The sequence below is a fragment of the Amycolatopsis iheyensis genome, assembly GCF_024703995.1.
Classification (GTDB): domain Bacteria; phylum Actinomycetota; class Actinomycetes; order Mycobacteriales; family Pseudonocardiaceae; genus Amycolatopsis; species Amycolatopsis iheyensis.
This window is the reverse complement of record NZ_JAMXQV010000035.1, coordinates 73,251-91,388: the sequence shown is the minus strand read 5'-3', so window position 1 is coordinate 91,388 and position 18,138 is coordinate 73,251. Positions and strand designations below refer to the sequence as shown.

At 71.8% G+C, this 18,138-nt stretch carries 24 protein-coding genes; 13 read left to right on the top strand and 11 right to left on the bottom strand.

What is annotated here, in order from left to right; translation table 11 throughout:
• Positions 1–20 precede the first annotated feature (20 nt).
• Both M8542_RS43790 and M8542_RS43785 read left to right on the top strand, forming a co-directional pair.
• Positions 21–917 carry an ABC transporter ATP-binding protein gene (locus M8542_RS43790; protein WP_257926312.1) on the top strand — a complete coding sequence of 299 codons (897 nt, stop codon included), beginning with the start codon at positions 21–23 and terminating at the stop codon, positions 915–917.
• Positions 914–2,551 (top strand): ABC transporter permease, encoded by a 1,638-nt coding sequence (locus M8542_RS43785; RefSeq protein WP_257926311.1) that lies wholly within the window; start codon positions 914–916, stop codon positions 2,549–2,551. The genes M8542_RS43790 and M8542_RS43785 overlap by 4 nt, the downstream gene beginning before the upstream one ends.
• A gap of 8 nt (positions 2,552–2,559) precedes the next feature.
• On the opposite strand, the gene M8542_RS43780 is transcribed toward M8542_RS43785, so the two are convergent.
• Positions 2,560–2,961, bottom strand: a complete 402-nt coding sequence (locus M8542_RS43780; RefSeq protein WP_257926310.1) for a hypothetical protein — start codon at positions 2,959–2,961, stop codon at positions 2,560–2,562.
• Positions 2,962–3,000: 39 nt separating this feature from the next.
• Positions 3,001–3,324: a hypothetical protein gene (locus tag M8542_RS43775; RefSeq protein WP_257926309.1), complete on the bottom strand. Its 324-nt coding sequence runs from the start codon at positions 3,322–3,324 to the stop codon at positions 3,001–3,003.
• A gap of 126 nt (positions 3,325–3,450) precedes the next feature.
• On the opposite strand from M8542_RS43775, the gene M8542_RS43770 reads away from it, so the two are divergent.
• Complete coding sequence (locus tag M8542_RS43770; protein WP_257926308.1) at positions 3,451–4,662, top strand: MFS transporter; 1,212 nt, start codon at positions 3,451–3,453, stop codon at positions 4,660–4,662.
• Here M8542_RS43770 and M8542_RS43765 read toward each other — a convergent pair.
• Positions 4,640–5,188: a TetR/AcrR family transcriptional regulator gene (locus tag M8542_RS43765; RefSeq protein ID WP_257926307.1), complete on the bottom strand. Its 549-nt coding sequence runs from the start codon at positions 5,186–5,188 to the stop codon at positions 4,640–4,642. The two genes, M8542_RS43770 and M8542_RS43765, sit on opposite strands and share 23 nt — an antisense overlap.
• A 97-nt stretch (positions 5,189–5,285) precedes the next feature.
• On the opposite strand from M8542_RS43765, the gene M8542_RS43760 reads away from it, so the two are divergent.
• Complete coding sequence (locus M8542_RS43760; protein WP_257926306.1) at positions 5,286–6,047, top strand: nuclear transport factor 2 family protein; 762 nt, start codon at positions 5,286–5,288, stop codon at positions 6,045–6,047.
• On the opposite strand, the gene M8542_RS43755 is transcribed toward M8542_RS43760, so the two are convergent.
• From M8542_RS43755 to M8542_RS43745, 3 genes are all read right to left on the bottom strand, one after another.
• The gene (locus tag M8542_RS43755) at positions 6,010–6,798 is read right to left on the bottom strand and encodes a metal-dependent hydrolase (RefSeq protein ID WP_257926305.1); all 789 of its coding nucleotides are present in this window, start codon (positions 6,796–6,798) and stop codon (positions 6,010–6,012) included. The genes M8542_RS43760 and M8542_RS43755 overlap by 38 nt on opposite strands.
• A 55-nt stretch (positions 6,799–6,853) precedes the next feature.
• Positions 6,854–7,207: an STAS domain-containing protein gene (locus M8542_RS43750; protein ID WP_086862300.1), complete on the bottom strand. Its 354-nt coding sequence runs from the start codon at positions 7,205–7,207 to the stop codon at positions 6,854–6,856.
• 206 nt (positions 7,208–7,413) lie between these two features.
• The gene (locus M8542_RS43745) at positions 7,414–7,722 is read right to left on the bottom strand and encodes a WhiB family transcriptional regulator (protein ID WP_257926303.1); all 309 of its coding nucleotides are present in this window, start codon (positions 7,720–7,722) and stop codon (positions 7,414–7,416) included.
• 162 nt (positions 7,723–7,884) lie between these two features.
• Between M8542_RS43745 and M8542_RS43740 the strand changes: the two genes are divergently transcribed.
• The 3 genes from M8542_RS43740 to M8542_RS43730 all read left to right on the top strand — a co-directional run bounded on the left by M8542_RS43740 (position 7,885) and on the right by M8542_RS43730 (position 9,552).
• The gene (locus tag M8542_RS43740) at positions 7,885–8,301 is read left to right on the top strand and encodes an ATP-binding protein (protein ID WP_257926302.1); all 417 of its coding nucleotides are present in this window, start codon (positions 7,885–7,887) and stop codon (positions 8,299–8,301) included.
• On the top strand, positions 8,298–9,077 hold the full coding sequence (locus tag M8542_RS43735; RefSeq protein WP_257926301.1) for a SigB/SigF/SigG family RNA polymerase sigma factor: 780 nt from the start codon (positions 8,298–8,300) through the stop codon (positions 9,075–9,077). The genes M8542_RS43740 and M8542_RS43735 overlap by 4 nt, the downstream gene beginning before the upstream one ends.
• 61 nt (positions 9,078–9,138) lie before the next feature.
• Positions 9,139–9,552, top strand: coding sequence for an ATP-binding protein (locus M8542_RS43730; protein WP_257926300.1), 414 nt, complete (start codon positions 9,139–9,141; stop codon positions 9,550–9,552).
• Here the strand turns inward: M8542_RS43730 and M8542_RS43725 are convergent, their stop codons facing one another.
• Entirely contained in the window at positions 9,553–10,044 is a 492-nt protein-coding gene (locus M8542_RS43725; protein WP_257926299.1) for a MarR family winged helix-turn-helix transcriptional regulator, read from the bottom strand.
• A gap of 33 nt (positions 10,045–10,077) precedes the next feature.
• Between M8542_RS43725 and M8542_RS43720 the strand changes: the two genes are divergently transcribed.
• From M8542_RS43720 to M8542_RS43710, 3 genes are read left to right on the top strand one after another with little or no spacing between them, the layout of a single operon-like run.
• Positions 10,078–11,052, top strand: coding sequence for an aldo/keto reductase (locus M8542_RS43720; protein WP_257926298.1), 975 nt, complete (start codon positions 10,078–10,080; stop codon positions 11,050–11,052).
• An 18-nt stretch (positions 11,053–11,070) separates the two neighbouring features.
• Complete coding sequence (locus tag M8542_RS43715) at positions 11,071–11,709, top strand: nitroreductase family protein (RefSeq protein ID WP_257926297.1); 639 nt, start codon at positions 11,071–11,073, stop codon at positions 11,707–11,709.
• The gene (locus M8542_RS43710; RefSeq protein WP_257926296.1) at positions 11,703–12,254 is read left to right on the top strand and encodes an SMI1/KNR4 family protein; all 552 of its coding nucleotides are present in this window, start codon (positions 11,703–11,705) and stop codon (positions 12,252–12,254) included. Before M8542_RS43715 ends, M8542_RS43710 begins: the two co-directional genes overlap by 7 nt.
• Before the next feature lie 70 nt (positions 12,255–12,324).
• Here M8542_RS43710 and M8542_RS43705 read toward each other — a convergent pair whose 3' ends face one another.
• The 4 genes from M8542_RS43705 to M8542_RS43690 form a co-directional block, all read right to left on the bottom strand.
• Complete coding sequence (locus M8542_RS43705; protein ID WP_257926295.1) at positions 12,325–13,650, bottom strand: cellulose binding domain-containing protein; 1,326 nt, start codon at positions 13,648–13,650, stop codon at positions 12,325–12,327.
• Between the two features lie 10 nt (positions 13,651–13,660).
• Complete coding sequence (locus M8542_RS43700; protein ID WP_257926294.1) at positions 13,661–14,404, bottom strand: 3D domain-containing protein; 744 nt, start codon at positions 14,402–14,404, stop codon at positions 13,661–13,663.
• Positions 14,405–14,644: 240 nt separating this feature from the next.
• Positions 14,645–15,283, bottom strand: a complete 639-nt coding sequence (locus M8542_RS43695; RefSeq protein ID WP_257926293.1) for an alpha/beta fold hydrolase — start codon at positions 15,281–15,283, stop codon at positions 14,645–14,647.
• Positions 15,284–15,293: 10 nt separating this feature from the next.
• Complete coding sequence (locus M8542_RS43690) at positions 15,294–15,974, bottom strand: HNH endonuclease family protein (RefSeq protein WP_257926292.1); 681 nt, start codon at positions 15,972–15,974, stop codon at positions 15,294–15,296.
• Positions 15,975–16,152: 178 nt separating this feature from the next.
• Here M8542_RS43690 and M8542_RS43685 point away from each other — a divergent pair, with 178 nt between their 5' ends.
• The 3 genes from M8542_RS43685 to M8542_RS43675 all read left to right on the top strand — a co-directional run bounded on the left by M8542_RS43685 (position 16,153) and on the right by M8542_RS43675 (position 18,129).
• Positions 16,153–17,196 (top strand): tetratricopeptide repeat protein, encoded by a 1,044-nt coding sequence (locus M8542_RS43685; protein ID WP_257926291.1) that lies wholly within the window; start codon positions 16,153–16,155, stop codon positions 17,194–17,196.
• A gap of 79 nt (positions 17,197–17,275) precedes the next feature.
• Complete coding sequence (locus tag M8542_RS43680) at positions 17,276–17,896, top strand: D-sedoheptulose-7-phosphate isomerase (RefSeq protein WP_257926290.1); 621 nt, start codon at positions 17,276–17,278, stop codon at positions 17,894–17,896.
• Positions 17,893–18,129 (top strand): HypC/HybG/HupF family hydrogenase formation chaperone, encoded by a 237-nt coding sequence (locus M8542_RS43675; RefSeq protein WP_257926289.1) that lies wholly within the window; start codon positions 17,893–17,895, stop codon positions 18,127–18,129. Before M8542_RS43680 ends, M8542_RS43675 begins: the two co-directional genes overlap by 4 nt.
• Positions 18,130–18,138 lie beyond the last annotated feature (9 nt).

The window sequence follows — 18,138 nt, the reverse complement described above, 5'->3', positions numbered from 1 at the left end:
ACCAGTGTAGCTTCCGAAGCATGGAAAACGCCATCGCGATCTCCGGCCTCCACAAGTCGTTCGGCCGGACCAAGGCCTTGGACGGCCTCGATCTGCAGGTACCTACTGGGGAAGTACACGGTTTCCTGGGCCCGAACGGCGCCGGGAAGTCCACCACCGTCCGGGTCCTGCTCGGCTTGCTCCACGCGGACTCGGGGGACGTCCGGCTGCTCGGCGGCGACCCCTGGAAGGACGCCGCGAGCCTGCACCGCCGCCTGGCCTACGTGCCCGGCGATGTCAACCTCTGGCCCAACCTCTCCGGCGGCGAGGTGATCGACCTGCTCGGCCGCCTGCGCGGCGGGCTCGACGAAAAGCGCCGCGCCGACCTCATCGAGCGGTTCGACCTCGACCCGAAGAAGAAGGGGCGGACGTACTCGAAGGGGAACCGGCAGAAGGTCGCCATCGTCGCGGCGCTGGCTTCGCGCGTCGACCTGCTGATCCTCGACGAGCCGACGTCCGGCCTGGACCCGCTGATGGAGGCGACGTTCCAGTACGCCATCCAGGAGGAGCGCGAGCAGGGCCGCACCGTGCTGCTCTCCAGCCACATCCTCGCCGAGGTCGAGGCCCTGTGCGACAAGGTGAGCATCATCCGCAACGGCAAGACGGTCGAGTCCGGCACGCTGGCCGAGCTGCGCCACCTGACCCGGACGTCGATCACCGCCGAGCTGGCCGGGCCGCCGAACGGCCTCGCGAAGCTCGAGAACATCCACGACCTCAAGGTCGACGGCAACCGCGTCCGGTTCGATGTCGAGACGCGCTCGCTCGACGAAGCGTTGCGGCAGCTGACCCAGGTCGGCGTGCGCAGCCTGGTCAGCCAGCCCCCGACGCTGGAAGAGCTGTTCCTGCGCCACTACACGATCGAGGCGAGCGCGAAATGACCCCGACCCTCTCGCGTGCCGAAGCCGAGGTCGCGCCCGCGCACGAACTGGCCGGCACCTGGCACCTCACCCGGCTCGCGCTGCGCCGCGACCGCGTCATCCTGCCGATCTGGATCGTGCTGCTCAGCGTGGTCCCGGCCAGCACGGTCAAGACGTTCGAACAGTTCTACCCGACAGTCGCCGACCGGCAGGCCCTGCAGATCGGCGCGAACACCAACCCGTCGTACGCACTGCTCTACGGGCCGCCGTTCGACCTGACCACCGCCGGCGGGTTCATCGCCTGGCGCATGTGCGGGTTCCTGGCGCTGCTCATCGGGCTGATGGTGGTCTTCACCGTCACCCGGCACACCCGCGCCGAGGAGGACAGCGGCCGCGCGGAGCTGCTCGCGTCCGCGGTCGTCGGCCGGTACGCGGCGCTGACGTCGGCGATCCTGGTGGCCGGCGGGGCGAGCGTGCTGATCGGCCTGGTCCAGTACGGCAGCATGGTCGGCGCCGGGCTGCCCGCGGCCGGCTCGCTCGCCTTCGGCGCGTCGGAAGCGTTGGCGGGCTTGGTGTTCACGGCGGTCGCCGCGGTCGCCGTCCAGCTCGCCGAGTACTCGCGCACGGCCAACGGGATCGGCACCGCCGTCGTCGGCGCGGCCTTCCTGCTGCGCGGCGCCGGAGACTCCACTGTGGACGCTCGCTGGCTGTCGTGGCTCTCGCCGATCGGCTGGGTGCAGCAGGCGCGGCCGTTCGCCGTCGAACGCTGGTGGGTGCTGCTCCTGCCGGTGGCGCTCGCGCTGGTCGTCGGCGCGCTCGGGTACTGGCTGCTCCCCCGCCGCGACGTCGGCGTCGGGATCCTGCCGCCGCGGCCGGGCCCGGCGCGGGCGGCGGCGAGCCTGCGGACGCCGTTCGCGCTCGCCTGGCGGCTGCACCGCGGCCCGCTGCTCGGCTGGACCATCGGCACCGCGGTCGTCGGCGCGGTGTTCGGCTCGATCGCCAGCGGCATCGGCGGCCTGGTCGGCTCCAGCCCGCAGGCGCAGGAGATCATGGCGCGCCTCGGCGGCAGCGAAGCACTCACGCAGGCGTTCCTCGCCGCGATGGCCGGGATGTTCGCGATGGTCGCGTCGCTGTACGGGATCCAGGCGGTGCTGCGGATGCGCGGCGAGGAGACCGCGATCCGGCTCGAGCCGGTGCTGGCCACCAGCGTCGGCAAGCTGCGCTGGGCGGCGGGCCACCTCGTGTTCGCGTTCTTCGGCACGGCGGTGCTGCTGCTGTCCGGCGGGCTGTTCATGGGGCTGGCCAACGGGTTGCGCACCGGCGACGTCGGCGGCTCGGTCGGCGACTCGCTCGCCGGGATGCTCGTCCAGCTGCCCGCGGCCTGGGTCGTGATCGCGCTGGCGGTGACGATCTTCGGGCTGCTGCCGGGCTTCTCGGCGGCGGCTTGGGCGGTCGGCTCGCTGGCGCTGCTGCTCAGCCTGTTCGGCCCGATCCTGAACCTGCCGCAGGCGGTGCTGGACGTCTCGCCGTTCCAGCACCCGCCGAAGCTCCCCGGCCAGGAGCTCGTCGCGACACCGCTGGTCTGGCTGCTGGTCGTCGCGGCCGCCGCGCTGGTCGCCGGCCTGGTGGGCTGGCGGCGCCGGGACGTGGGCTAGGACACCGCCTAGCGCGGCCGGACCTCCCGGTCGGCCCCGGCCACGAGCTGAGCCTGCGGCCCCGCCTGCCCACAGGCGGGGCCGCCCGGCTCGCTGAAGGCGGGCGTGACGACCGTGGTGTGCGGTTTGCCGTCGTCGAAGCGGACGGTGACCCGGATCGGCTCGGCCTGCAGGCCCGGGACGTCGGCGAAGCCCTGGAGGCCGCCGGTCGCGTCATCGGGCCGCAGGTCCGCAGGGCGTGTGACGCACTGGTCGCCCCAGCACGCTTCGAGCGTCGCGCGGGTGATGCCCGCCGGTTGCGGGACGGTCAGCCCGATGCCGACCCGGGTCCCGATCGCCGGGCAGGCGACCTCCGGCGTCGTCGAGCAGCCGGCGGTGAGGAGCAGGAGAGCCGCGAGCCACGTTCTCATGCCGAGCAGACGGAGTTCGCCGCGCGGGGGTTGCACGGGTCAGTCACGCCACCCGCTGGTCAGCGGCAGCACCGGGGCCGTCGACGTCGGCGTGGTCGACGTCGGGGTGGACGTCACGGTCACTTCGACGACGCTCGTGGTGGTGCTCGGCGGCGAGGTCTCGACGGAGGTGACGGTGGCCGGCGGCACGGACGCGGTCACGGTGACCGGCACGGCGGGCACGGTGCTGGTCGGCGGGGTGACGACGTCGGCGGGCTTCGGCGCGGGGTGGCCGGCGACGAGCAGCGCGGCCACCAGCAACCCGGCGGCGAACCCCGCCATCCCGGTCACCGCGGCGGAACCCCAGGTAGGTCGGCCGTGCATCGGTCACCCCCTCGCCACGCGCAGCGCAGGTACGAGGACTAACTCGCGTTGATCTTAACTCTTGTTACCGACCGTGCGGCTTGAGTCTGCTTGACTCAACTTTGTTGAGCGTGCCAGGCTGCGGTCATGGGGGCACTGGGGAACCACGACTTCCGCCGGCTCTGGCTCGCGGACTTGGTCAGCCAGTTCGGCAGCCGGATCGACGTGCTCGCGGTGCCCCTGCTCGCGGCGACCGCGCTCAGCGCGTCGGTCTTCGAAGTCTCGGTGCTCCGGACCGCGGAAACCCTGCCCTACCTGGTGCTCGGCCTGCAGGTCGGCGCGTGGTGCGACCGGGTGCGCCACCGCCCGGTGCTGATCGCCGCCGACCTCGGCCGCGCCGCGCTGCTCGCGTCGATCCCGGTCGCCGCGCTGTTCGGCGTGCTCGGCCTGCCCCAGCTGCTGGTCGTCGTGCTCGGGGTCGGGCTGTGCGGCGTGTTCTTCGACGTCGCGCACCAGACGTACGTCCCGCGGCTGGTGGGGCGCGGGCAGCTGGCCGAGGCGAACGCCCGGCTGCAGACGAACCTCTCGATGGCGGCGGTCGCCGGACCGGGGCTGGCCGGCCTGCTCGTCCAGGCGCTGGGCAACGCGGTGGCGCTGGCCGCCGACGCCGTCAGCTACCTGTGGTCGGCGTGGTGGCTGCGCCGGATCGAGACGCCGGACGTACGCCCCGAGCCCGGGCCACGACGGCTGCTCCGCGAGATCGGCGAAGGCCTGCGCGCGGTTCGCGGCGACCGCGGCCTGCTGGTGATCAGCGCACACGGCGCGGTGTCGAGCTTCTTCCAGTCGGTCCACCTGGCGATCGTGGTCGTCTTCCTCGCCCGTGACATCGGGCTTTCGGCCTGGGCGATCGGCTTGCTCGGCACCTCGACGCTCACCGGCGCGCTCACCGCGGGGCTCGTCGCGCGGCGCATCGGCGACCGGATCGGCCCGACGCGAGCGCTCCAGGGCGCCGCGCTGCTGTACGGGCTCGCGTACCAGCTCTACCCATTCACCGGCCGCGGCTGGGCGCTCGCCTGCTACGTCGTCGCCGGGTTCTTCGCGAGCTTCGGCGTCATCGTGCTGAACGTGTTCTCCATGAGCTACCAGCAGGTGGTGGCGCCGCCGGAGCTGCTCGGCCGGGTCAACTCGGTCACGCACACGCTGATCCTCGGCGCCGTCCCGTTCGGCAGCCTCCTCGGCGGCGCGCTGGCGAGCGCGTTCGGCATGCGGGCGACCCTGCACATCGCGGCGGCCGGCGTGCTGGCGTCGGCCGCGATCATGATCGGGCTCCGGGACCTCAGCTCGCGGGTGTCGCCTTGAGCCCGTCGACCACGATGCGGACCAGGTGCCGGCTGCCCGGCGCGTAGCGCTCGACGGCCAGGCAGCCGACGATCAGCGCGCGCAGGTCGTCGCCGTCGATGTCCGGGCGGACGGCGCCGACCGCCTGGGCGCGGGCGAGCAGTTCGGCGAGCGCCGCGCGGAACTCGTCGCCCGCCCCGGCCTTGAACGCGTGGCCGCTCGACTCGGCGAGGGCGTCGCAGATGGCCCGGTTGAGCGAGGCTTGCTTGATGACGCGGACGAAGTAGTCGACGAAGACGGCGCCGGGGTCCTCGGCGGTGGCGAGCTTGCGGGCTTCGTCGGCGAACTGCTCGATGCGCTCGAGGACGACGGCCTGGAACAGCGCTTCCTTGCTCGGGAAGTGCCGGTAGACGGTCCCCGCACCGACACCGGCGAGCCGCGCGATGTCGTCGAGCGGCACGGCGAGCCCGTCGGCGGCGAACGCCTCTTCGGCGGCGGCCAGGACCTTGGCCCGGTTGCGCCGGGCGTCCGCGCGCATCTTCTCCATCGTTCTTCTCCTCGTTGACAAACGGAACGTGCGCTCCGTATCGTCGTAAGCGGGTGCACCGTTCCGATTCAACGCCCAGTCTTCCAGGAGAATTCCGATGCCACGCACCGTGCCCGAAATCGCCGCCTCGGTCCGCGAAGGGATGTCCACACTGGACACCGCGCCCTTCGCCGGCCTCTTCGCTCCCGACGCGGTCTACGAGCTGCCCTTCCACGGCCGGCGGATCGAAGGACGCGAGGCGATCGTCGCCGCGCTCGACGCCGGCGGCGCGCGAGCGCGGGCGCTCGGCGCGCGAGAAGCCCAGGTCACGGCGACGATGACGGAGAGGGGGTTCACCTTGGAACTGGCGGTCTTCGGCCGGCCGTCGTCGGTCGGGATCGTGACGGTGGCGGACGGGTGGATCACCGCCTACCGCGACTACCCGAACGTCTTCGCCGCATCCGGGCACACCCGCGAGGTCTTCGACCGCTTCCTCGCCGCCTCGGTCGAGAACCGCTGGGACGACCTCGCCGACTGCTACGCCGAAGACGTCACCCTCGAAATGCCCTTCACCCTCCCCGGCGCACCCCGCACCACCCACGGCCGCGAGGAACTGCGCCGCCGCTTCCGCCGCGCGGGCGAGAGCCGCCGGATCACGAAGGCGGCCAACGTGATCGTCCACGAGACGGCGAACCCGGCGGTGCTCGTCGCGGAGTTCGACCTGCACCAGGAGATGGCGGGCGAGAGCTTCGTGGCCACGTACGTGATGGTGCTGACGATCGAGGACGGCTTGATCACGCACACCCGCGACTACACGGACACCGCCGCGACGGCGGAGCGGATCAAGGCGTGGTCGCCTGCTGGCTCGCCGGCGGGATGAACAAGCGCTCGACCGTGCTCACCGACCAGTCCCACACGCCAGGGACCAGCAGCACGCCGAGCACCACGAACACCGGGAAGACCAGCCGCTTCTCGACCTTCTTGCCGGTCTTGAACCGCAACGCCTTCGGCGGACCCAGCTCGTACCAGGTCTCGCCGGCGATCGGGAGCGGGAAGAGGAACGGGCAGCCGGACTCGGTCAGCGCGTCACCCAGGCAGTGCGTCAGGCAGCCGGCCGCCACCGCGATGCCCAGCCAGCCCGTGATGGACTCGAGCTCACCCGCCCGGTCGGGCGGCGCCGTGAAGAACCACCAGGCCACCGCGGCGCCGCTCACCGGCAGGAGCCAGTCGCCCAGTGCGCCTTCCGCCAGCATCAGGCCGAAGACCACCACGCCGACGACCGCCCACGGACCACCGGTTTCGGTGCCCCAGGAGGTGAGCAGGCCCAGGCCGGCGGCGAACAGCACGGTGTGGGACAGGTGCCGGTGCTGGCCGGTCACCTTCTCGTCGCGCGGGCCTTTGGTCAGCGCGTAGAACGCCGCCGAGACGCGGCGCAACAGCCACGACAACGCGCCGGTCAGCCAGCCGAGCAGGCGGGACGCGCTCGCGCCGGGGTGATCCAGGTCGGGCAGCAGGGCGAACCCCGCCGTCGTGGCCGCGAAGACCACTGCCTGGTGCACCGAGCCCACCCCGACCGCGGGCGCCAGCGCCAGGCCCGCGCACCAGCCGGTCAGGGCATGCGTGCGCCCCATCATCGTGCCGCCCCCCAAGTCCCGCGGATTCAGTCCGCGGAACCGTAGCGGGCGGTCAGGCTTGGGGGTCTTCCGACACGCTCAGGTGTTCGGCCACGCCGGTGAGCTCGATCACGCGGCTCACCGCGGGGCTGGGGACGACCTCGAGCTCGACGTCCTGCTCGCCGGCCTGGCGTTGTGCGCGGAGCACCACGTTCAGCGCGGAGGAATCGAAGAAGGTCACCCCGGTCAGATCGGCCACGACCCGCTGCGCGCGCTTGTCCGCGATCAGCCCGGCCAGGGCCTCCTGCAACTGCGGACTGGTCAGCAGATCGAGCTCGCCGGTGACCACCACCCGGGGCTCCGTCGCGTCGGTGTCCAGCGTGATGCCGAACCCGGGCGGGGTGGCGTTCTGGTCGGCTGCGGGCATGCAGTTTCTCCTCGTCAGGCGCTGCTCCTGCGCCGGGTACGCGCCTGGCGTCTCAAGCGGCATCCGTGTCACCGTGCCTTCCCGAGCTCGCGCCGGGGCACGGTCAAGGCAACTCCGGGGCCAACCCTAACCCAGGAAGCGGTCGTGCCCGCCACGGCCGCCGTCCTTTCGCGCGGACTGTTCACGTGCAATCGAATCCTGCCTGGTCAGTGCGCGGTCAGCGCCTTGCGCGCCGCCCGGCGCTGGCGCAGGAACAGCTGCCGCCGCTCGATCTCCCCGAGCCCACCCCAGATGCCGTAGGGCTCCTGTACCGTCATCGCGTGCGTGCGGCACTGGGCCAGGACCGGACAGGTCTGGCAGATGGCCTTGGCCCGCGATTCGCGCCGCTCCCGCGCCGAACCCCGCTCGTTGTCCGTGTGGAAGAACAGGCTGCTGTCCGCGCCCCGGCACGAACCGCGCAGCTGCCATTCCCACTCTTCAGCAACCACGTTGGGCAGCCGGCTGACGTCAGCCATGTCGTCCCTGCCTTTCCCAGGATGAGCATGTCGATCGCTACATGCCCGCCGGTGGAGCGGATCAAACCCGGGTTTGGTTTGCTCACCCCACGGGCATCTCGCGACCGGGCGTGAAGAGGACACCGCCGAACCCCTGAGCGCGAGCCGGAGAAAGGAACAAACGTGGAGGACAACGCCCCGCTCGTCCCGGAAGGCGCGCAGGTCATCGAGGTGCGGACGGCCGCGATCCCGCACGTCGTGCCGACGCTGCGCACGATCGTGGCGGACATCGCCATGCGCCAGGACTTCGACCTCGACGCCGTCGAGGACCTCCGGATGGCGGTGGACGAAGCCTGCTCGCTGCTGCTCCCCGCCAGCTCGGACGGGAAGCTCACCTGTGTCTTCTCCTGGAACGGGCCGCGCATCGAGGTTTCGGTTTCGGTCTTTTCGAACACTCCGGACCACGAGGACGACACCGGGCTCTCGTGGCAGCTCCTGACGGCGCTCGCGACGTCGGCGCAGCGCACCGTGACCCCCGAGGACGGCCGTTACCTGTCCCGGGTCGACCTCGTCCGGGAGAGCCAGGCGGCGGACTCGTGACCGACCCCGCCGGGGGCAGCGGGGCCGACCTCGACGTCGGCGCGCTGTTCGCCCAACTCGCCGCGCTGCCGGCGGACTCCGCGGAACGGGAGCGCATCCGGGACACGCTGGTGCGCACCCACCTGGAACTCACCCGCAACCTGGCCCGGAAGTTCCGCAACCGCGACGAGGCGATGGAGGACCTGGTCCAGATCGCCACGGTCGGGCTCATCCACGCCGTCGACCGGTTCGACCCGGAGCAGGGCACCGACTTCCTGGCCTTCGCCGTGCCCACCATTTCGGGTGAGCTCCGGCACCACTTCCGGGACAACAGCTGGTCGGTGCGGGTGCCGCGGCGGCTCAAGGAGCTGAACGCGAACATCTCGGCCGCGCGCGAGGAGCTCACCGTGCAGCTCTCGCGCGCGCCCAAGCCGAGTGAGATCGCCGCCCGGCTCGGCGTGCCCATCGAGGACGTCTACGAGGGTCTCCGCGCCGGTCAGGGCCGGTACGGCGCGTCGCTGGACCACCTGCTGGAGAACGCGGCGCACACCCGGTTCGGGGCCCCGGACGCCGAGCTCGGCCAGGCCGAGCTGCGGGAGGCGCTGCGGCCGATGCTGGAGAGCCTGCCGGACCGGGAGCGCAAGATCGTCGCGTTGCGGTTCGGGTCGGGGATGAGCCAGTCGGACATCGCGCGCCGCGTCGGGGTCTCCCAGATGCAGGTCTCGCGGTTGCTGGCTGCGACCTTGAAGAAGCTGCGTTCGGGCCTGGACGAATCCGAGCTGGCCGACGGCACCTGATTAGCCGCTCGGCCGCCTGGGTACCTCGCGGACGGTACGGAACTCACTGGGAGGGGGACCGATGACGACGTCGAAGATGCCTCAGCAGACGACGAGCGCGCCGCTGACGGTGCTCCTCCCGGCCGACGTCACGGCTCCGGCGCTGGCGCGGCACGAGGTCCGCCGGGCGATGCTCGGGTTCGGCCTGCGGGAGCCGCAGCTGGACGACGTCCTGCTGGCGACCTCGGAGCTGGTCACGAACGCCTTCGAGCACGGCGAGAAGCCCGAGCGGATGGAGCTCGGTTACGCCGAAGGCCTGCTGACGCTGCGGGTGTACGACACCGGCTGCCTGCTGCCCGAGCTGCGCGCGCCGTCGCCGGCCCAGGCCCGCAGCCGCGGGCTCGTCCTGGTCCAGGCACTGTCGGAGGACTGGGGCTTCGAACGCTGCCCCGGCGGCAAGTACGTCTGGGCGATCTTCCGCGTCCCGCCCGCCTGATCAGCGCTCCAGCAGCTCCCGCGCGGCCTCGGTCTCGCCGATCCGCTGCCGGAACGGCTTGCGCTCCAGCGCTTCGACGATCGCCTCCAGCACGCCACGCAGCGGGTACGGCAGCTCGGCCTCCAGCGCTTCCGACGCCTCGGTCGTCGCCGTCCACTCCGCCTCGATCAGCGGCAGCAACTCGCGGGTCTTGGCGGTGAGCGACACGATCCGCTGCCGGGCGTCCGCGCCCGGTTCGAGGCCGACCAGCCCGGCCCGGCTCATCTGCGCGACGGTCTGGCTGGCCGCCGAGTGCGTCACGCCGATCTCGGCGGCGAGGTCGCGGATGGCCAGCGGGCCGCGGGCCAGCAGCGCCCGCACCACCGGCGAGTACCGCGGGCGGTAGCCGTCGAGGCCGATGTCGGCGAGGAACCCCGCGACGTCGTTCTCGAAGAGTTCGAGGACGTGCCGCATCCGGGTCCCCAGTCCGTCCGGACCCGATGTCATGGCCATGACCGCCGATCATAGGTGTGCTTGGATCGCGGCATGGAGAACCGGAAGATCACCCGGCTGGGCCGCGAGGTGTCCGTCGTCGGGCTCGGCTGCTGGCAGCTCGGCGCGGACTGGGGCGACGTCGACGAGAACGACGCCCTGGCGGTGCTGCACGCGGCGGCCGACGCCGGAGTGACGTTCTTCGACACCGCCGACGTCTACGGCGACGGCCGCAGCGAGCGCCTGGTCGGCCGGTTCGCGGCGGCCCGGGACGTCTTCGTCGCGACGAAGATGGGCCGGCGCGTCGAGCAGGTGCCGGAGAACTACGTCCGCGCGAACTTCCGCGAGTGGAACGACCGGTCGCGCCGCAACCTCGGCGTCGACACGCTCGACCTGGTCCAGCTGCACTGCCCGCCGACGCCGGTGTACTCCGCCGACGCGGTGTACGACGCGCTCGACGAGATGGTTTCCGAGGGTCGCATCAAGGCGTACGGCGTCAGCGTCGAAACGTGCGAAGAGGCTCTGACGGCGTTGGCGCGGCCGAACGTGGCTTCCGTCCAGATCATCCTGAACTGCCTGCGCCTCAAGCCCCTGGAGCGCGTGCTGCCCGCGGCGGCGGAGGCGGGCGCGGGGATCATCGCGCGGGTGCCGCTGGCCTCGGGCCTGCTGTCCGGTCGCTACACGGCGTCGACGACGTTCGCCGCGAACGACCACCGGACCTTCAACCGCCACGGCGAGGCGTTCGACGTCGGCGAGACGTTCTCGGGCGTGCCGTACGAGGCCGGGCTGGCAGCGGTCGAGCGGCTGCGCGGGCTGGTGCCGGCCGAGCGGACGCTGGCGCAGTTCGCGCTGCGGTGGATCATCGACCAGCCGGGCGTGAGCACGGTGATCCCGGGCGCGCGCAACGCGCTTCAGGCGACGGCGAACACGGCGGCGGCCGCGCTGCCGCCGCTGTCCGACGAGGCGCTGGCGGGTGTTCGCGAGACGTACGACGAGCTGGTGCGTCCGCTCGTGCACGATCGCTGGTAGGCCCGGCATGATGGGCCGATGATGACGCCCGAAGAGCTCCTGACGACCACCAGGACCGTCCGCAAGCGACTGGACTTCGACCGGCCCGTGCCGCTCGACCTGGTGAAACACTGCGTGCAGGTCGCACTGCAGGCCCCGAGCGGCTCGAACACCCAGCGCTGGCAGTGGCTGGTGGTCACCGACGCCGGCCAGCGGGCGGCGCTGGGGAGCATCTACGGCCGGGCGTGCCGCGAGTACCTGTCCTCGGACCGCGCGGCCGGGAAGCTGTTCGCGGACGACCCGTCGCGCGCCGCGGTGCAGCAGCGGGTCGGCAGCAGTGTCGAGTACCTGGCCGACCGGATGGGTGACGTGCCGGTGCTGGTGGTGCCGTGCCTGGAGACGCCGTCGGCGGAGCTGCCGGAGGGCAACCAGGCGGGGCTGTGGGCGTCGCTGCTGCCGGCGGTGTGGAGCTACATGCTGGCGGCCCGCTCGGTGACCCTGGGCACGGCGTGGACGACGCTGCACCTGGCGTACGAGCAGGAGGCGGCGGAGGTGCTGGGGCTGCCGAAGAACGTCCACCAGGCCGCGCTGATCCCGACGGCGTTCTACACGGGCGAGTCGTTCAAGCCGGCGGCGCGGCAGCCGCTGGACGAGGTGCTGCACCTCGACCGGTGGTGAGCTGGGACGGCGTCCGGGAGCGGCTGGCCGAACTGGCCGCCGCCGACCCGGGCTTCGAGCGGTTCGGCGCGAACCGGCACGAGTACCGGCTCGGCCCGCCGCTACCGCGAGCGGAGCTGGCCGAGTTCGAGGCGCGGCACGGGGTGACGCTGCCGGAGGACTACCGTGACTTCCTGCTCACCGTGGGCGGGCACGGGGCCGGGCCGTACTACGGCCTGTACTCGCTCGGCGCGCCGGAATGCCCGGACGAAGACGAGTGGCGAGCCGGCTTTCTCTCGACGCCCTTCCCGCACACGAGCGGCTGGAACCGCGCCGAGCACCACCCGGTCGACAACGAGATCCCCGACGACCGCTACTTCGACCAGCGCTGGATCACCGGCTCGCTGAACGTCGCCCACTTCGGCTGCGGCGCGTACTTCCGGCTCGTGGTCGCCGGGCCGGAACGCGGGCGCGTCTGGTTCGACGACCGCGCGTCCGACGGCGGGATCTCGCCGTCGGACCTGCACTTCCGCGAGTGGTACCTGGAGTGGCTGAACCAGCCGTGAAGGCCTCCTTGCCGAGGCATAGGGGACGTCGGCAAGGAGGCCCGTCACGGCCCGTCGGCCGTCCGGTGGCTCACCCCGTGTACGCCTTGAAGATGTTCGTGAACTCGTACAGCGACTGGGAAATCCCCGAGCACGTCGTCACCGCGCCGCCGCCCGGGCAGCCGCCGTTGTCTCGGCCCGCCGACCAGAAGCCGATGCTCGCCACGTGGTTCGCCTGCGCGTACGACAGCAGCTGGCGCGCGGCCGCCTGGTCCGTCACCGAACCCGTGTCGTTGCGGCCGATCATCGGGGTCAAGCCGAGCAGCCCCTTGACCTCGGCGTCGGACTTCGCCGGCCAGATCGTCTTCATCTGCCCCAAGGTCGCGTTGGCCGCCGACACCAGCGCGTCGCCCCACGAGCCGCTGTAGCCGAAGTCCATCAGCATCGGGTTGACCACCACGTTCAGCCCGCGCGACGCCGCGTCCTGCAGGATCGACACCGAGAACGGGTCCATCCCGTAGTCCTGGCCCTGGATCCGCATCGTGTAGCTGACGTGCGTGCCGCGCTGCTGCTGCAGCCGCAGCAGGGCCTGGTTGACCATCGCCGTCGGGATCGACGCCTCGACGTCGACGTCCAGGCTGTTGCTGCCCACCGCGTCCAGGGTCTTCACGTACGCGTTGTACAGCGCGTCCACCGAACCGCAGACGTTCTCCAGGTACGGCCCCAGCGCGCCGCCCGAGGCCACCGTGACCCCGCCGCCCGCCGCCCGCAAGGCGTTGACGTCGTTGATGATCCGCGAGTCCAGCAGCGGGACCGTACCGCCCCACTGCGGGTCGCAGCCGAGGCTGCTGCCGAGTGCGAAGGCGAGCGTGAAGTTCTTCTGGCCGGTCGCGTTCGCCACCGACACCAGTGACGGCGTCGCCATCGTGATGTCGATGTACGGCGACACCCGCGCGCTGCCACCGGTAGGAGGAGGCGTGGTGGTCGTCGTCGGCGGCGTGGTCGGGGTCGTGGGAGTCGTGGTGGGCACCGAGGTGCCGGCGCACGGCTGGCCGTTGAGCTTGCAGTTGGCGGGCAACCCGCTGCCGCTGACCAGGAACCCGAAGCTCGCCGACGCGCCGGCGGCGACCGAGCCGTTGTACTCCCGGTTGGCGAACGAGTGGTGCGACCCGCTCGGGGTGTCGATCGCGTCCCAATAGGACCCGAGCGTCGAGCCGGAAGGCAGGTCGAACTCCAGCTTCCAGCTCGTCAGCGCCGACGTGCCCGCGCTGATCGTGTACTTGGCCTGGTAGCCGGAGCCCCAGTCGGAATCCTTGGCGAAGGCCGCCGAGGGGGCGGTGGCGGCGGTCGCGGGCGAGACGACGAGCGCCGTCGCCACCGCGAGGATCGTCGCGGCGAGCGCGAGCTTGGCTTTCATGGCGTCCCTCTCAGCGCACGGTCAGGGTGAGCCGCTGGATGCCCCAGGCGTCGGCCTGCGAGCCGGGCAGCCAGACGTCGACGATGTCGTCCTTGATCCAGCTGCCGATGTCGGCCGCGTAGCACTCGCCGTAGCCCGGGACGGAAAACCGGGTGCCCCACGGGATGTTCCGCACGTCGACCGCGCAGAAGCCCGGCCCGGCGTTGTACCCCGACGCGGTCTGCGCGACGTCGTTGTAGGACGTCACGCGGTAGTTGAGCGTGGTGCCGGCCGGGACGCGGTAGGCGGCGAGGTGGTTGGCGCCGTCGAGGCGGTACGCCGTGGAGATCTGGCCGAGCGATCCCGGCGAGTTGTCCTCGGCCGTCATCGCGTAGAGCTGGTAGTTCGCGTTCTGGCACGGGCTCGCGTCGGTGACGGTGAGCGTCGGCTGGCCCCAGTCGCTGATCCACTGCAGGGCCTGGCCGTTGCGGAACGCGCGGTAGGCCTTCGCGCCGGCGACGCGGGCGAAGGTGAAGGTGACCTTGCCGTCGGCGCCCAGCCCGCCGGCGACCGAACCGGGCGCGGGCAGCCGGCCGGACACGTCCACGGCGCCGACGAGCGTGCCGGGCCCGCGGCCACCGGTGACCGGGCGGTCGGGGATCGGGCCGGGGTAGAAGTGCTGACAGGCGGGCAAAGTGGCCGCGGAAGCGGCGGGAGCGACGAGAACGCTGCCGGCCGCGACGGCCACCAGCGCGAGGACCCTGAGCGAGCGCATGACGGGGAACCTCCATGGTGGGGACCGGGGTGGAGGTAAAGCAGGTGGGGAGGTGCGGGTTCGCCGCTGGAAAAAGACGTTAAGTGGCCTGGACCACACAGTCAATAGGTCTAGACCTTTAGCCTGCCCGGACACCCGAACGGCGCAAGCGCCCCAATGTGGCCTTGGTTGCGTCAGACGCACCCAATGTGGCCTTCGGTGCGTCTGACGCACCGAAGGCCACATTGGGGCGCTTGGGGCCTACAGGTAGCTCACCAGGAGGTCGGCGATCTGCACGGGATGGCTCAGCGGCGCGCAGTGCGGGCCGTCGACCTCGTCGGGCTCGATGCCGAGCCGCTCGCGCGCGACGCGACGCTGGAAGTCCGGCGTGAAGAACCGGTCGTCGCGGCACAGGACCACGCGGGTCGGGACGTCCGGGTGGGCCGCCAGCGGCCACGGCTCGTCCCACTCCTTGCTCACCTGCTCGCGCCCGTGCGCCAGGCCCGCCTCGGCCAGCTCGAGCGGGACCCCGGTGAAGAACCGCTCGATCTCGCTCAGGCCCTCGGGCGACGAGAAGCCCGTGTTGCCCCACCACTGCCCCGGCTGCTCCCCCGGCGCCGGGATCATCCCGGCCAGGTAGACCAGCAGCCGCGCCGGGAGTTTCGCCGCGACCAGCGACGCCGTGAACCCGCCGTACGAATGCCCGACGACGGCGACGTCCGAAGCGTCACCCAACGCCGCCAAGACCGTGTCGACGAACGAGGACATCCCCGCGGCCGGGTCCGTGATCGGCAGGTCCGGCGCGACGAAGGCGTGGCCGCGCGCCTCCAGTTCCGGGCCGAGCCGGTGGAAGTCCCACCCGCTGCCGCCGCCCCCGTGGATCAGCGCGAAGGTCGTCATGCCGGTCAGCTCAGCAGCGCCGCAGCATGTCCGTCAAGGCGGTTTTCTCCGCCTGCGTGATGGTCAGCCCGTAGTAGTGCTTCACCACGATCCAGTCGGTCGCGTAGGTGCACCAGAACGCCACGAGCGGCGGCTTCCACTGGTCGGGGGCCTTGTCGCTCTTCTGCTGGTTGAGGTTGTCGGTGACGGCGAACAGCTGCGGCCGGGTCAGGTCGTTGGCGAACTGCTCGCGCTTCTCGGTCGTCCACGTCCTGGCGCCGCTGGCCCAGGCCTGCCCGAGCGGGACCATGTGGTCGATGTCGAGGTCCGTCGCCTTGGTCCAGGTTTCGTCGTCGTAGACGCTCTTCCACGTGCCGGACGTCGCCTTGCAGTCCTTGACGGTCTTGACGTCGGTGCCGTCGCGCTTCAGCACGACTTCGCGGGTGTCACACCCTGACCCCTGGCTGTCCCAGTGCGGGAACTTCTCCCGCGAGTAGCCGTCCATGCCCGTCCGGTCGGCGATCTTCAGCTCGGCGAGCTGCTTCTGCGCGTCGGCCGCGGTGGCCGGAACCGGTGCCGAGGCCGACGACGGCGGCGGGGTCGCGCCGGAGCTCCGGCTCGTCGCCCAATACCCGAAGAAGGCCACCGCGAGGATCGCGACTACCAGCAGAGATCGTTGCGTCACGCTGAGCCGAAAGCCGCGGGCCGCCAAGATTTTCTCCTCTCGAATTCACCTGAGCGCGGCGTAGTCTCACCCCTGCCGGCCTGGGAAAACCGCGCCGACACGACGACCTGGCGCGAATGTGATCTCGCCCACCCACGGCGGGGATGTCACACCGAGCCGATCAACTGCGACTACCGGAGCAGGACCCATCCGGAGGGAGCAGCCGATGCCCGGTCGGCTCAAGAAGTTCGACGAGTTCTTCCAGCGCAAGGCCGCCGAGGGCGGCAACGTCGTCGCCATGGCCAGGATGGGCTCCGCCATGCGCGAGCAGGGGAACCTCGCCGAGGCCGAGACGTGGTTCCGCCAGGCCGCGATGGGCGGCGACCGCGTCTCGATGACGTCGCTGGCGCACCTGCTCGCCGAACGCGGCGCGCAGGAAGAGGCGGAGCGCTGGTACCACGAGGCCGCCCTCGCGGGTGAGCCGCACGGGATGCTGAACCTCGCCAAGTCCTACGAGCGGCGGGGCAAGCGTGAAGACGCCCAGCACTGGTACGGCGAGGCCGCGCGCACCGGCGACCTGCCCTCGATTGCCGCGCTCGGGCACCTGCTCCGCGAGCAGGGCCGGACCGAAGAGGCCGAGTCGTGGCTGCGGCAAGCCGCCGACGCCGGGTTCACCGGCGCGATGATCGACCTCGGCATCGTGCTGCGGGACCGCGGCCAGGCCGCCGAGGCGTCCCGCTGGTGGCGCTCGGCCGTGCACGCCGGCGACTTCGCGGCCACCTGCCAGCTCGGCCGCCAGGCCGAACGGATGGGCCGGCCCGGCGACGCCGAGGCCTGGTACCGCCAGGGCGCGACCGGCGGGCACGTCGAAGCGATCGTCCGGCTCGGGCTGCTGCTGCACCGCCGCGGCGACCTCGAGGAGGCCGAGAACTGGTACCTCGACGCCGCCGAGCGCGGCGACCCGGCCGCGATGACCAACCTCGGCGTGCTCGCCCGCAACCGCGGGGACGAGGGCGAGGCCGCGGCCTGGTACCGCAAGGCCGCCGAGCACGGCAGCGTCCCCGCGCTCACGAACCTCGGGCACCTCGCCGAGCACCGGGAGGACTTCGGGGAGGCCGAGCAGTGGTTCCGCCGGGCCGCCGACACCGGCGACGTCCAGGGCATGCTCAGCCTGGCCCGGATGCTGCGGTCGCGGGGAGCCGCCCATGAGGCCGAACTGTGGCTCGCCCGTGCGGAGCACCTGCAGGACGACCGAGAGCACCACTTCTGACCTATTGTGTGATCCAACTCACAGCTCTAACCTGGGGTGCGCTCCCACCACCGAGCAGCTGCCCCGAGGAAGTGCCGCGATGTCGTGGTCACCGAATCACCCGGACTCCGTCGACGCCCTGTTCGAGCGTCGCCAAGCACCCGTGCTCGCCCTGGCCGAAGACGCCGGGACGGTGGCGCGGGCGTGCCACGGCATGGCCCGCCGCTTCCACCGCGGCGGCAAGCTCGTGGTGTTCGGCAACGGCGGCCCCAGCACCGACGCCCAGCACGTGGCGGTCGAGTTCGTCCACCCGGTGATCGTCGGCAAGCGCGCGCTGCCGGCCCTCTCGCTGACCGCCGACGTCGCCACGGTCACCGGCATCGCCACCCGGGTGGGCGTCGAGGACGTCTTCGCCCACCAGCTGCGGATCATCGCCGACCCGGCCGACATCGCGCTCGGCATCTCCACCGACGGGCACTGCGCGAACGTCCGCCGCGCCCTGGAAACCGCACGCGACCTCGGCCTGCTCACCGTCGCCCTGACCGGCGGCGACGGTGGCGCGATCGCCGCGACGCCGGGGCTCGACCACGTCCTGATCGCCCGCTCGCGCGACCCGCGCGTGGTCAAGGAGGTCCACGTGACCACCTACCACGTGCTGTGGGAGCTGGTGCACGTCTTCTTCGAGCAACCCGGCGTGCTGACTCCGGAGGTGGCGTCGTGAACGCCCGTGACGCCGACAGACCAGCCGGCCCCGTCTGCCACGACGGGGTGTGCGTCACCTGCTCCGACACCGCGGTCGAGGTGACCGTGGTCGAGCTCCTCGAACACGAGCTCGCTGTCGTGGACACCGGATCCACGCGGGAAGAGGTCAGTGTCGCGCTGGTCGAGGCCGGCGTCGGCGACCACATCCTCGTGCACGCCGGCGAAGCCATCGCACGCCTGGAGAACCGCTAGCCGCGGGAG